We start from the raw sequence: 12,837 nt of genomic DNA, 5'->3' as shown, positions 1-12,837 counted from the left end.
TGAACAATGCCTGCATCGGTTGCTAGGTTCACCCCATGGCCCCGCGGCACCGAGGTCGCGCACCACGGATGTGAAGGAGTACGACGATGGCAGAGCTCAGCAGGCTTCCCGGCCCGGTCATGGACCTCTGGGAGTGGCAGTACCAGGGCGCGTGCCGCGACGCCGACCCGAACCTCTTCTTCCACCCCGAGGGTGAGCGGGGCGGCACCCGCCGCCGCCGCGACGAGGCGGCCAAGGCCGTGTGCGCCGATTGCCCCGTCATCCAGCAGTGCCGTGAGCACGCGCTGAAGGTCCGCGAGCCCTACGGCGTCTGGGGCGGCCTGTCCGAGGACGACCGCCAGCAGATCCTCACCACCCCCCTGCGCCGCGCGAGCTGACGCATCACGCCACGTCGTACGACGAAGGGCCCCGGTCTTGCGACCGGGGCCCTTCGCTTGTCCTAGGAGGACGTCACTTCTCGACGACGGCGAGGACGTCGCGCGCGGAGAGGATGAGGTACTCCTCGCCGGCGTACTTCACCTCGGTGCCGCCGTACTTGCTGTAGATGACGACGTCACCCACGGCCACGTCCACGGGGACGCGGTTGCCCTTGTCGTCCACGCGGCCGGGGCCGACGGCGACGACGGAGCCCTCCTGGGGCTTCTCCTGGGCGGTGTCCGGGATGACGAGGCCAGACGCGGTGGTCTGCTCGGCCTCGAGGGTCTGCACGACGATGCGGTCCTCGAGGGGCTTGATGGAGACCGACACTGCGGACCTCCCCTTCGCTTAGGTGAGTAACGGAACAAGGTCAGTCGCACCGTCACCGGCGGGCCGCCGTCGCGGGGGTCGGCCCGTGGTTCTGGTGCTGTCGCGGGGCCCGGGGGCCACCGCACGGCCAAATCTATGCCCGCGTTAGCACTCGGTCAAGGTGAGTGCCAACGGCGTCGCCGCCTACGATCGTCGGGTGGACGCCAGTGCGCTGAGCAAGCTGCTCTCCCCCGAGGGCTGGGCCCTGCTCGGCCAGCTGCCGCCCTACGACGAGGCGACCGCGCTCCCGCTGTCGATGGCGCTGCGGGACCGCGGGCTGGACCCCGACCTCGTCGCCGCCGCGATGACCCAGTCGCGGCTGCGCGCGAAGGGACGGGCGAAGTTCGGGGAGTTCGCCGACGGGATGGTCTTCACCCAGGCCGGGCTCGAGCAGTCCACCCGCCTGACGGTCGCCGCGCACCACGCCGCGCGCTTCGCGGCGGCCGGCGCCACGAGGGTCGCCGACCTCGGCTGCGGCATCGGCGGGGACGCGATGGCGATGGGCGCGCTGGGGCTGCCCGTGCTCGCCGTGGAGCTCGACGAGCTGACCGCCGCCGTCGCGACCGTCAACCTGCGCCACTTCCCGGAGGTCACCGTCGTCCACGGCGACGCGCTCGCCACCGACCTCGACGGCGTCGACGCCGTCTTCGCCGACCCCGCCAGGCGCACCCGCGGCGGCCGGCGCGTCTTCGACCCGAACGCTTACTCCCCGTCCCTCGACGACGTCCTCGCCCTGCGCGACCGGGTGCCCGCTCTCGGGCTCAAGGTCGCCCCGGGCATCCCGCACACCGGGCTGCCCGCCGACGCCCACGCCCAGTGGGTGAGCGTGGCGGGCGACGTCGTCGAGGCCGGTCTGTGGTTCGGGCCGCTCGCCCCGGAGGGGCCCGGGCGCGGCGCCCTCGTCCTCGACCGTGACGGCCACGCCCACCGCCTCGCCTCCGAGGTCGCCGCCGCCGACGCCCCCGTGCGGGCCGGGCAGGTCCAGGACCTCGACCGCTACCTCTACGAGCCGGACGGCGCGGTCATCCGCGCCGGTCTCGTGGCCCTCGCCGGGGAGGAGGTCGGCGCCGGCCTCGTCGCCGAGTCCATCGCCTACCTCACCGGGCCCCGACTGGCCCACTCCCCCTTCCTCACCGCCTACCGGGTGCTCGACTCCTTCCCGTTCGCGCTCAAGTCCCTGCGTGCCTACCTGCGCGACCGGCACGTGGGGACCGTGACGATCAAGAAGCGGGGTACGGCCGTGGAGCCCGGGCAGCTGCGCCGTCAGCTCTCCCCGAGCGGCCCGAACGCGGCGACGATCGTGCTCACGCGGGTCGCCGGCCGGCAGAGCGTCATCGTCGTCGAGCCGGTCACCGCCCCCGGGTAGACGCCGGGTCGGCCCCGTGCGGGCGCATCACGCCGACGGACGGCATCATGTCCCCATGGAGATAGACTTCGCCCCGTCGGCGCGATCGACGGTGGGGATCGAGTGGGAGCTCGCCCTGGTCGACGTCGACTCCGGCGACCTGCGCCAGGTCGCACCGACCGTGCTCGAGGCCGTCCGGCCGCCCGGCGCGGACGCGCACCCCAACATCCACCCCGAGCTCCTCCTCAACACCATCGAGGTCGTCTCCGGCGTCGCGACGACGGTGCGCGGGGCGGGCGCGGACCTCGCGCGCACCGTCGACGAGCTGCGCACCGTGCTCGACCCGCTGCGTGTGGACCTCATGTGCGCCGGCACCCATCCGTTCGCGCGCTACGACTTCCAGCGGGTGACGAACAAGGAGCGCTACGCCACGCTCATCGAGCGCACGCAGTGGTGGGGCCGTCAGATGGTCATCTACGGCGTCCACGTGCACGTCGGCGTCGAGGACCGGCGCAAGGTGCTCCCGCTCCTGCGCGCGGTGCTGTGCTACCTGCCGCACCTGCAGTCCCTCGCGGCGTCCTCCCCGTTCTGGGCGGGGCGGGACACGGGCTACGCCTCCAACCGTGCGCTCCTCTTCCAGCAGCTGCCCACGGCGGGGCTGCCGCAGGTCTTCGAGGAGTGGCACGAGCTCGAGTCCTACGCCCGCGACATGCTCCACACCGGCGTCATCGACGACCTCAACGAGATCCGCTGGGACATCCGGCCCGCGCCGCACCTGGGGACCCTGGAGATGCGCGTGTTCGACGGCGCGTCCAACCTCACCGAGGTCCTCGCGCTCGCGGCGCTCGTCCACTGCCTCGTCGAGCACTTCTCGACCATGCTCGACAACGGTGAGGAGCTGCCCCGCATGCCGCAGTGGTTCCTTCACGAGAACAAGTGGCGCTCGGCGCGCTACGGCATGGACGCCATCGTCATCCTCGACGCCGCCGGCAACGAGCAGCTCGTCAGCGAGGCCGTGAGCGAGCTGCTCCCCCGCCTCGAGCCGGTGGCCCAGCGCCTCGGCTGCCTCGAGGAGCTCGACGGCATCCGCGCGATCCTCGCCAAGGGCGCCTCCTACCAGCGTCAGCGCCGGGTGGCGCGCCGCCACGACGGCGACCTCGACGCCGTCGTCGCCTCCCTCGTGGCGGAGATGAGGGCGGGCCGCCCCCTCTGACCGGCTGACGACGGACCGCCGCCGCGTGCGTCGCCCTTCTGGATCGTGCGTCGCACGTCCCACCACCCCATGGGGAGTGGAAGGGACGACCCAACGGCGGGCTGTCAGGCGCGGACGGTCGTGAGCGGCATCCCCGAGTCGGCCGCGATGCCCACCGCGGAGGGCGCGACACCCGAGCGGAGCATCGCGGAGCCGAGAGCGGCGATCATCGCCCCGTTGTCGGTGCAGTAACGGATCGGCGGGATGCGCACCTCGATGCCGTGCGCCGCGCCCCGCTCGGCGGCCAGCTCGCGCAGGCGCGAGTTCGCCGAGAACCCGCCGCCGATGACGACGGTCCGCGTCCCTGTTCGCTGGCACGCCGCGAGGGTCTTGCTCACGAGCACGTCGGCGACGGCCTCGGAGAAGGAGGCGGCGACGTCCGCGGCGGGCAGCTCCTCACCGGCATCCTCGACACCCTCGACGTACCGGGCGACGGCGGTCTTGAGCCCCGAGAAGGAGAAGTCGTAGGGGTGGCGGGCGACGTCCTTGCCCTTGGACAGGCCGCGCGGGAAGCGGATCGCGCTCCGGTTCCCCTGCTGGGAGAGGCGGTCGACGTGGGGCCCGCCGGGGTAGGGCAGGCCGAGCAGGCGGCCGACCTTGTCGAAGGCCTCCCCGGCGGCGTCGTCGAGGGTCTGCCCGAGCTCGACGACGTCGGTCGCGATGTCGCGGACCTCGAGCAGGCTGGTGTGACCGCCGGAGACGACCAGACCGACGAAGTGGTCGGGGAAGGCGCCGTGGACGAGCTCGTCGACGGCGATGTGCCCGATGACGTGGTTGACGCCGTACAACGGACGGTCCAGCGCCAGCGCGAGCGACTTCGCGGCAGCGAGCCCGACCGTGAGGGAGCCGACGAGGCCGGGCCCGGCGGTGACGGCGACGGCGTCGACGTCCTCGAGACGGCAGCCGGCCGCGTCGAGCGCCGCGTCGAGCGTGGGGACGAAGGCCTCGAGGTGGGCGCGGCTGGCGACCTCGGGGACGATGCCGCCGAAGCGGGCGTGCTCGTCCATGGAGGAGGCCGTCACGTCGGCGAGCAGCTCGCGGCCCCTCACCAGGGCGAAGCCCGTCTCGTCGCAGCTCGTCTCGATGCCGAGGACCAGGGGTTCACTCACCCCCACAGGGTAGTCCGCTCCCCACCCGGCAGCGCCTGTGGCTGACCTCACAGCCCCGGACGGATGCTTCCTCACGGCCGCGGGGTTGCCGTCGGCATGACCACCGACGCGATCCCCGTGACCAGCCTGCCGCGCGCGATCTTCCACGACGCGCGCACGACGAACGCCTTCACGCCGGAGCCGGTCGACGTCGCGCTCGTGCGGGAGGTCTACGAGGCGGTGCGCTGGGCGCCGACGGCGATGAACGGGCAGCCGCTGCGGCTCGCGGTCGTCGAGTCCGCCGAGGCCCGCGAGCGCCTGGTGGCACACATGTACCAGGGGAACCAGGCGAAGACGCTCGCTGCGCCGCTGAGCATCGTGGCGGCCTACGACCCCGCCTTCCACGAGCACCTCGAGGTCCTCGCCCCGCACCGCGCCGGTGCGCGCGAGAAGATGGCGGGCGACCCGGGGTTCCGCGAGACCTTCGCGCGGACGAACGGGCTCATCCAGCTCGGCTACCTCATCCTCGGCCTGCGCGCCGCCGGCCTGGCCGTGGGCCCGATGACGGGCCTGGACGCCGCCGGCCTCGACGCCGAGCTCTTCGCCGGGTCCGGCTGGCGCACCCTGGCCGTCCTCAACATCGGTCACGCCGCGAGCGACGCGCCCGACGCCGTCCGCCCCCGCGCGGGCCGGCTCGACTTCGAGACGGCGGCCGTCGTCCTCTGACGCGTCACGGGTGCGCGGTGAGGTCGCCCTGACCCCGCCGCAGGGTGAGGCGCATGACGACGGCGTCCTCGTCGCCGTAGTAGCGCGGGCGGGTGCCGATCGGCAGGAAGCCGGCACGCTCGTACAGCCGTTGCGCGGTCCCGTTCCCCGCCCGCACCTCGAGGAAGACGTGGCGGGCCCGTGCGGCGCGCGCCTGCCCGAGCAGGTCGTCCAGCAGCGCGGCGCCGATGCCCTGGCCACGGTGGCTGCCGGCGACGCCGACGGTCATCACCTCGCAGTCCTGCCCGAGGGCGATCCCCGCGTAGCCGACGACGACGCCGTCGCTCTCCGCGGCGACGTAGTACCGGCCCGGCTGACGGAGCTCGGACAGGTAGGCCGCCCGGGACCACGCGCCCCGACCGAAGAGCTCGTGCTCGAGCTCGTCGACCCGGTCGAGGTCGTCCTCCCGGAGCGGCCGGAGGGTCACGAGGCGCGCTTGCGCGCCGCCGCCGGGGTGACGTCGGGGCGGCGAAGGTAGAGCGGCTCGGTGCCGAGTGCGACCTCCTCGCCCTCCGCGGCGCGCGCGAGGCGGGCCCGCACGATGCGCGCGAGGACGGCGGCGTCGACCTCGTCCGGCGCGCCGGGCGTGGGGGGAAGGACGTCGGCGTACAGGAGGGACCCCGGACCGGCGACGACGACGGGTCCCTCGTCCACCGCGGCGTCCAGCGGGTCGGTGGCCAGCTCGGCGGCCGGCCCGACGCGGGGGCCGGACAGGACCTCGACGTCGTCGTTGCCGAGCTCGCGGTAGCGGGCGGAGTAGACCTCCTTGCGTCGCGCGTCCCCGAGGACGAGCACCGTCGAGCCGGGGCGGAGGTCGAGCACCTGGCGGGCGAGGACGTCGAGGCTGGAGACGCCGTGGACGGGCACTCCCCGGGCGCGGCCGAAGGTCAACGCGGTGACGAGCCCCACCCGCAGACCGGTGTAGGGCGCTGGGCCGGTGCCCACGGCCACCCGGTCGACGTCGGCGGCGCCCAGCCCCGCGGTCCCGAGGACCTCGGCGACGAGTGCGGAGAGGCGCTCGGCGTGACCGCGGTGGTCGGCGCTCCGGGCGCGGGCCAGCACACCCGCCTCGTCGTCGTGGAGGGCGACCGCACTACCGGCGGAGGTGTCGATGCACAGGGTTCGCACGGCACCCAGGGTAGTCCGCCCTCGGCGGCGCTCACCCGCCGGGCTGCTCCGGGCGTGGCCCCTCCGCGTCGGAGTCCTCGGGCCGTGGCGCCATCCCGGCATGGACGTCGGCGACGATCCGCGAGTCCGCCCGCCGGTACTGGCGCAGCAGGAGGATGGCGACCCCCACGCCGGCGAGCACGATGACGCCGATCGGGATGAGCGGGGACAGGGTGTCGTCGTCGTCCTGGGCGGCGCCGGGGACGGTCGCCGGTGGCGCCTCCCCGCGCCACGCGGCGAGGAAGCCCTGGAAGACCTCGGCGGGCAGGGCGCCCTGGAGGACGTTGCGGGCGCCCTCGGTGAGCGGCCACACCTCACCGTCGAGGAGCCCGAACCAGCCCTCGACCGTGTCGTCGCGGATGAGGACGGTGCCGGAGGGGACCTCCTGGAGGGCGACGGCGAGCTCGGTGTCCTCGGTGACGTCGAGCAGCTGGAGGGAACCGTCCGCCGCACCCGCACGGACCACCCCGACCGGCTCGGGCGTCTCCGCGCGCCGGACGACGGCGGCGACCCACTCCTCGAGGGGGGCGGCGGGGGCGTCGGGCGCCTCACCGGCGACGTACTCCTCGTTCCACGTCGCGACGCGGCGCGGGGCGCCGAGCGTGAGGTCATCGCCGAGGTCCGCGACGGCGTCGTCGCCCTCCTCGGCGAACCATGCGGAGACCTCGGCGGGCACGCCGGTGGCCGGTGCGCCGGGCGTGGGCTCGTCCGTCGCCGCGGCCGCGGCGCCCGGGTGGAGCAGGATCGCCGCGGCGAGGAGCAGTCCGGTCAGCCGGCGGCTGCTCACCGTCCGGTCCCCGACGCGTCCACCGGGTCCCCGAGCGCGGCGCTCAGGTCGACGCCCTCCCACCGTGGCCCGTGGGCGTGGACCGTCACGGTGCGGGCCCCGGCGTCGGCGACCTCCTCCGCGTCCCGCAGGCCCCCGCGCGGCCGGCCGACCATGACCTCGAGGCGGTCCTCGGCCAGCCCCTCGACCATGCCCTCTCCCCACTCGACGACGGTGACGGAGTCCTCCAGCGAGCTGTCGAGGTCGAGTGCGTCCACCTCGGCGAGGGACTGGAGACGGTAGGCGTCGACGTGGACGAGGTCGGGCCCCTCCCCCAGGCTGGGGTGGGCGCGAGCGATGATGAAGGTCGGCGAGGCCACCTGCCCGCGCACGCCGAGCCCGGCACCGATGCCCTGCGTGAGGGTGGTCTTGCCGGCGCCGAGGTCCCCGGTGAGGACGACGAGGTCCCCCGCGCGCAGGACGCCGGCGAGCCGGCGTCCGAGCTCGCGGGTGGCCTCGGGGTCGGCGGGCTGCCAGGTGCTCATCGGGGGTCCTCCTGCGAGACGTGGGTGCGTGGGATGCGGCTGCCGAGCCGGGTGACGATCTCGTAGCTGATGGTGCCGGCGGCGTCGGCCCAGTCCTGCGCCGTCGGGACGCCGTCGCGGGCGTCACCCAGGAGCACGGCGACGTCACCGACCGACACGTCCGTGCCGCCCGGACCGAGGTCGACGACGACCTGGTCCATGCTCACCCGCCCGGTCACGCGGCCGCGGTGGGCGCCGACCTGGACCGGTCCGGCGTTGCCGGCGTGGCGCGGGATCCCGTCGCCGTAACCGAGCGGCACGAGCGCCAGCCGTCCGGCCGACGGTGTCGTGTAGGTGTGACCGTAGCCGACGGGTGTGCCGGCGGGGACGTCCTTGACGTGGATGACCTCCGCCTCCAGCCGCATCGCCGGGCGCAGCCCGAGCGCGACGGCGTCGGCGACGTCCGGGGCGGGCGAGAGCCCGTAGAGGGCCAGGCCCGGGCGGACGAGGTCGAGGTGGGTGTCGGGGTGCAGGAGCGTGCCGGAGGAGGCGGCGAGGTGGCGGACGGCGGGCCGCAGGCCCGCACGCTCGGCGGTGGCGACGGCGTCACGGAAGGCGGCCAGCTGCGTGGACGTCGTCGGCTCGGCCGGCTCGTCACCGCGAGCGAGGTGGGACCACACGCCGACGACGTCGACGGTCCCCTCCGCCGCGAGCCCGGCGGCGTGGTCGACGAGCTGGGCCCACTGCTCGGGCCGGGCGCCTCCCCGCGCCATGCCGGTGTCGGCCTTGAGGTGCACCCGGGCGACCCGGCCGGTGGCCCGGGCGGCGGCCGCGAGCTCGTCCAGGGCCCACGGCGCCGACGCCGAGACGTCGAGGTCCGCGGTCAGCGCCGCGGTGAGCGGGGCGCCGGGGCCGTAGATCCACGTGAGGAGCGGCGCGTCGACGCCCGCGGCGCGCAGCTCGAGGGCCTCGCCGAGCTGGGCGACGCCGAGCCACGTCGCACCGGCGGCCAGCGCCGTGCGGGAGACCGGCACGATGCCGTGCCCGTACGCATCGGCCTTGACCACGGCCATGACCTCCGCGGCGCCCGCGGCGGCACGCAGCCGCTCGACGTTCGCGCGGATGGCGGCATGGTCGACGACCGCCCGTGCCGGGTAGTAGCTCACGGTGCCGAGTCTGCCACGGAGCCGCGCGGCCTCAGCGGTCCGCGAGCAGCGCGGCGACCACGCCGGGTACCGCGTCGGCGACCCCCGTGGCGGTGACCGGTCCGCCGCCCGAGGCACGGGCACCCGCGCGACCGTGGACGAGGGCTGCAGCGGCCGCGAGCTCGGCGGTGAGGGTGCCTGCGGGGTCGTGCCCGGCGGCGAGGTCCTCCCCGCGCTGGGCGAGCAGCGCGCCGAGCACCCCGGCCAGGACGTCACCGGTGCCGGCGGTGGCCAGCCAGGGGGTCCCGTCGGCCTGGCTGAGCCCGGCGCCGCCCGGCGCGGCGACCACGGTGGTCGGCCCCTTGAGGAGGACGACGGCACCGGTGAGGACGGCGGCGCGGCGGGCCAGGTCGAGGGGCGCGGCCTCGACGTCCGCGCGGCTCGTCCGCTCACCGCGGGTCGACAGCAGGCGGGCGAGCTCCCCGGCGTGCGGGGTGAGGACGGTGGTGGCGGTGAGCCGCTCGGGTGCGAGGGCGAGGGCGCCGGCGTCGAGCACGGCGGGGACGCCGTCGTCGAGGGCCCGCTGGAGGGCGTCGCGCACGTCGTCGGCGCGGGCGTCGTCGGCAGGGTCGACACCGCTGCCGAGGGTCCAGGCCTGGACGCGTCCGCTCCCGACCACCACCTCGGGGAAGCGGTCGTGGATGAGCCGGGCGACGGCGTCGGGGCCGAGGTAGCGGACCATGCCGAGCCCGGTGCGCAGGGCGCCGGCGGCGGCGAGGACCGCGGCGCCGGGGTAGGTGGTCGAGCCGGCCACGAGACCGAGCACGCCGCGGGTGTACTTGTGGTCGGTGGCGACGGGTGCGGGGAGGAGGTCGGCGACGTCGGCCGGGGTGAGGCGGCGCAGCGCCGGCTCACCGAGGTGGGGGCCCAGGCCGATGTCCACGACGACGACCCTCCCCGCCAGGGCCGCCGCCGGCCGCACCAGCAGGCCGGGCTTGGCCGCGCCCATCGTCACGGTGACGTCGGCGCGCAGGACCGGGCCGGGGACGGTGCCGTCGTCGACGCCGGTGCCGGAGGGGACGTCGACGGCGACGACGGTCGGCTCGTCCGGCATGACGGCCCGCCGGTCCTCGAGGGCGGTGACGATCCCGGCGAGCGGCTCGCGCAGGGCGCCGCGGGCACCGATGCCGGTGAGTCCGTCGACCCACACGCCGGCGCGGTCCGCGAGCGTCGCGAGCACCTCCCAGCGGGGAGCGCCGGCGCCGTCGAGGACCTCGCGCACGCGCACGCCGGCGCCGCGGGCGGCGGCGAGCGCGCGTACGTGCGGCCGGTCGGTGCACAGCGCGGCCACGACCTGCAGGCCGCGCCGGGCGAGGTAGCCGCCGGCGTACAGGGCGTCCCCGCCGTTGTTGCCGCCGCCCACGAGGAGCAGCACCGTGCTGCCGCTGCGGCGTGCCCCGAGCCGGCCGAGCTCGCGCAGCACCTCGGTGGCGACCGCGAAGGCGGCCTGCTTCATCAGCTCGTCCGGTGCGGTGGACGCGAGCAACGGCGCCTCGGCCGCCCGGACCGCCTCGGCCTCGTACGCACGGATCATGGCCCCATTGTGTCCCGCCCGCGCCCCCACCTCCCGCCGACAACGGAGCTGTTCCCCACCCACCCACCGGAGCGGTGAGGCGAGCTGGCGCCGACAACTCGGCTGTCGACGACAACTCGACTGTCGGCGGTAAGTCGGCTGTTGGCGGGAGGGACGGTCAGCTCTCGGCGAGGACCATGGCGGAGGCGATGCCGGCGTCGTGGGAGATCGTCAGGTGCCAGGTCCGCACCCCGAGCTGCTCGGCCCGCGCGAGGACCGAGCCGCGGACGTGGACGACCGGCGCGCCGCCGACCACCCGCTCGACCGTGCAGTCCTGCCACGACATCCCGCCCGGCGCCCCGAGCGCCTTGGCGATCGCCTCCTTCGCCGCGAAGCGCGCGGCGAGCGACGCGGGCGGCAGCTCGCGCTCCTCGGGCGTGAAGAGCTTCTCCCGCAGCCGCGGGGTGCGCTCGAGCGTCCGCATGAAGCGCTCGACGTCGACGACGTCGATGCCCACCCCGACGATGCTCACTCGACGGTGACGGACTTCGCGAGGTTGCGCGGCTGGTCGACGTCGTAGCCCTTGGCCCGGGCCAGCTCGCCGGCGAAGATCTGCAGCGGCACGACCGAGACGAGCGGCGTCATGAGCGTGGGGGTCGGCGGGTAGCGGAAGACGACGTCGGCGTAGGGCGAGACGTCGTCGTCGCCGTCCTCGGCGATGACGAGGGTGCGGGCGCCGCGGGCCCGGATCTCCTGGATGTTGGAGATGACCTTCGCGTGGAGGGTGGGCCGGCGCGGGGTCGGGACGACGACGAAGACCGGCTGGCCCTCCTCGATGAGCGCGATCGGGCCGTGCTTGAGCTCACCGGCCGCGAAGCCCTCGGCGTGAATGTAGGCGAGCTCCTTGAGCTTGAGCGCACCCTCCAGGGCCACCGGGAAGCCGACGTGGCGGCCGAGGAAGAGCACCGAGGTGGTGTCCTTCATCGCCCGCGCCACCTCGCGGACCTCCTCCTGGCGCGCGAGGACCTCCTCGATCCGCGCGGGGATGCGGCCGAGCTCGGCGAGGTAGTCGGCGACCTCGTCGATGTACTTGTTGCCACGGAGCTGGGCGAGGTACAGGCCCAGGAGGTAGGTCGCGGTGATCTGCGCGATGAAGGCCTTCGTCGAGGCGACGGCGACCTCCGGGCCGGCGTGCGTGTAGAGCACGGCGTCGGACTCGCGGGCGATCGTCGAGCCGTAGGTGTTGACGACGGCGAGCACCTTGGAGCCCTGCTCGCGGGCGTGGCGCACCGCCATGATCGTGTCCATCGTCTCCCCGGACTGGGAGATCGCCACGACGAGCGTCTTCTCGTTGACGACCGGGTCGCGGTAGCGGAACTCGTGGGCGAGCTCGACCTCGACGGGGATGCGGCACCAGTGCTCGACGGCGTACTTGGCCACGTGCCCGGCGTAGGCGGCGGTGCCGCAGGCGACGACGATGATCTTGTCGATGCTCCGCAGGATCGTCTCGTCGATGCGCAGCTCGTCGAGCTTGAGGCGCCCGAGCTCGTCGGTGCGGCCGAGGAGCGTGTCGGCCACGGCCTGCGGCTGGTCGTGGATCTCCTTGTCCATGAAGGAGTCGAAGCCACCCTTGACCGCTGCCGCGGCGTCCCACTCGACGGTGAAGCCACGCGGCTCCACCGGCTGCCCGGCGGCGTCGACGACGCTCACCGAGTCCCCGGTGATGGTGACGACCTGGTCCTGGTCGACCTCGAGCGCCGACTTCGTCTGCGAGACGAAGGCGGCGACGTCGGAGCCCAGGTAGTTCGCGCCGTCGCCGAGGCCGATGACGAGCGGGGAGTTGCGGCGCGCGGCGACGATCGTGCCCGGGTGGTCGGCGTGCACGGCGAGGAGCGTGAAGGCGCCCTCGAGCCGCTTGGTCACCTCGAGCATCGCGGCGGTGAGGTCGCCGGCGTAGGTGCGCCCCAGGAGGTGGGCCACGACCTCGGTGTCGGTCTGCGAGGCGAAGACGGCGCCCTCCGCGAGGAGCTCGTTCCGCAGCGACGCGTAGTTCTCGATGATGCCGTTGTGGATGAGCGCGAGGCGCCCGTCCCCGGACAGGTGCGGGTGGGCGTTCTCGTCGGTCGGCGCGCCGTGCGTGGCCCACCGGGTGTGCCCGATCGCGGCGTGCGTCGCGGGCAGCGGCTCGCGCTCGAGCTCGTCGAGCAGCCCCTGCAGCTTGCCGGCCTTCTTGCGCACCGCGAGCGCGCCGTCGGCGACGGCGGCGATGCCTGCGGAGTCGTAGCCGCGGTACTCGAGACGGGCGAGCCCGTCGAGGACGACGTCGGCGGGCGGGGTGCCCGCGGCCGCAACGGAGACTGCTCCCACGATTCCACACATGGGCAGCAGCCTACTTGCCGGTTGTCGGCCTCACGCACGCACCCGGC

At 74.7% G+C, this 12,837-nt stretch carries 14 protein-coding genes; 4 read left to right on the top strand and 10 right to left on the bottom strand.

Annotated elements, in window-relative coordinates:
- Window positions 1–86: 86 nt before the first annotated feature.
- The gene (locus GD632_RS01055) at window positions 87–377 is read left to right on the top strand and encodes a WhiB family transcriptional regulator (RefSeq protein WP_152187744.1); all 291 of its coding nucleotides are present in this window, start codon (window positions 87–89) and stop codon (window positions 375–377) included.
- 73 nt (window positions 378–450) lie between these two features.
- Here GD632_RS01055 and groES read toward each other — a convergent pair whose 3' ends face one another.
- Window positions 451–747 carry a co-chaperone GroES gene (gene groES, locus GD632_RS01050; protein ID WP_152187742.1) on the bottom strand — a complete coding sequence of 99 codons (297 nt, stop codon included), beginning with the start codon at window positions 745–747 and terminating at the stop codon, window positions 451–453.
- Window positions 748–943: 196 nt separating this feature from the next.
- On the opposite strand from groES, the gene GD632_RS01045 reads away from it, so the two are divergent.
- Complete coding sequence (locus GD632_RS01045; RefSeq protein ID WP_152187738.1) at window positions 944–2,152, top strand: class I SAM-dependent methyltransferase; 1,209 nt, start codon at window positions 944–946, stop codon at window positions 2,150–2,152.
- Window positions 2,153–2,207: 55 nt separating this feature from the next.
- A complete protein-coding gene (locus GD632_RS01040; protein WP_152187736.1) occupies window positions 2,208–3,344 on the top strand; it encodes a glutamate--cysteine ligase in 1,137 nt (378 codons plus the stop codon).
- A 104-nt stretch (window positions 3,345–3,448) separates the two neighbouring features.
- Here GD632_RS01040 and tsaD read toward each other — a convergent pair whose 3' ends face one another.
- Complete coding sequence (gene tsaD, locus GD632_RS01035) at window positions 3,449–4,492, bottom strand: tRNA (adenosine(37)-N6)-threonylcarbamoyltransferase complex transferase subunit TsaD (RefSeq protein WP_152187734.1); 1,044 nt, start codon at window positions 4,490–4,492, stop codon at window positions 3,449–3,451.
- A gap of 96 nt (window positions 4,493–4,588) precedes the next feature.
- On the opposite strand from tsaD, the gene GD632_RS01030 reads away from it, so the two are divergent.
- Window positions 4,589–5,197, top strand: a complete 609-nt coding sequence (locus tag GD632_RS01030) for a malonic semialdehyde reductase (protein WP_152187732.1) — start codon at window positions 4,589–4,591, stop codon at window positions 5,195–5,197.
- 4 nt (window positions 5,198–5,201) lie between these two features.
- Here GD632_RS01030 and rimI read toward each other — a convergent pair whose 3' ends face one another.
- The 8 genes from rimI to glmS all read right to left on the bottom strand — a co-directional run bounded on the left by rimI (window position 5,202) and on the right by glmS (window position 12,790).
- Window positions 5,202–5,663 (bottom strand): ribosomal protein S18-alanine N-acetyltransferase, encoded by a 462-nt coding sequence (gene rimI, locus GD632_RS01025; RefSeq protein WP_152187730.1) that lies wholly within the window; start codon window positions 5,661–5,663, stop codon window positions 5,202–5,204.
- Entirely contained in the window at window positions 5,660–6,364 is a 705-nt protein-coding gene (gene tsaB / locus GD632_RS01020; RefSeq protein ID WP_152187727.1) for a tRNA (adenosine(37)-N6)-threonylcarbamoyltransferase complex dimerization subunit type 1 TsaB, read from the bottom strand. Before tsaB ends, rimI begins: the two co-directional genes overlap by 4 nt.
- Window positions 6,365–6,395: 31 nt before the next feature.
- Window positions 6,396–7,190: a hypothetical protein gene (locus tag GD632_RS01015; protein WP_152187725.1), complete on the bottom strand. Its 795-nt coding sequence runs from the start codon at window positions 7,188–7,190 to the stop codon at window positions 6,396–6,398.
- Complete coding sequence (gene tsaE, locus GD632_RS01010) at window positions 7,187–7,714, bottom strand: tRNA (adenosine(37)-N6)-threonylcarbamoyltransferase complex ATPase subunit type 1 TsaE (RefSeq protein ID WP_152187722.1); 528 nt, start codon at window positions 7,712–7,714, stop codon at window positions 7,187–7,189. Before tsaE ends, GD632_RS01015 begins: the two co-directional genes overlap by 4 nt.
- Window positions 7,711–8,859, bottom strand: coding sequence for an alanine racemase (gene alr, locus GD632_RS01005; protein WP_152187720.1), 1,149 nt, complete (start codon window positions 8,857–8,859; stop codon window positions 7,711–7,713). Before alr ends, tsaE begins: the two co-directional genes overlap by 4 nt.
- Before the next feature lie 31 nt (window positions 8,860–8,890).
- Complete coding sequence (locus tag GD632_RS01000) at window positions 8,891–10,432, bottom strand: NAD(P)H-hydrate epimerase (RefSeq protein ID WP_152187718.1); 1,542 nt, start codon at window positions 10,430–10,432, stop codon at window positions 8,891–8,893.
- 157 nt (window positions 10,433–10,589) lie between these two features.
- Window positions 10,590–10,943 carry a holo-ACP synthase gene (locus GD632_RS00995; RefSeq protein WP_226924385.1) on the bottom strand — a complete coding sequence of 118 codons (354 nt, stop codon included), beginning with the start codon at window positions 10,941–10,943 and terminating at the stop codon, window positions 10,590–10,592.
- A complete protein-coding gene (gene glmS / locus GD632_RS00990) occupies window positions 10,940–12,790 on the bottom strand; it encodes a glutamine--fructose-6-phosphate transaminase (isomerizing) (RefSeq protein WP_152187716.1) in 1,851 nt (616 codons plus the stop codon). Before glmS ends, GD632_RS00995 begins: the two co-directional genes overlap by 4 nt.
- Between the last annotated feature and the right edge of the window lie 47 nt (window positions 12,791–12,837).

The organism is Georgenia satyanarayanai (assembly GCF_009193135.1).
Taxonomy (GTDB): domain Bacteria; phylum Actinomycetota; class Actinomycetes; order Actinomycetales; family Actinomycetaceae; genus Oceanitalea; species Oceanitalea satyanarayanai.
Note: the sequence above shows the minus strand (reverse complement) of the source record. Positions and strands in the feature narration are given on the sequence as shown.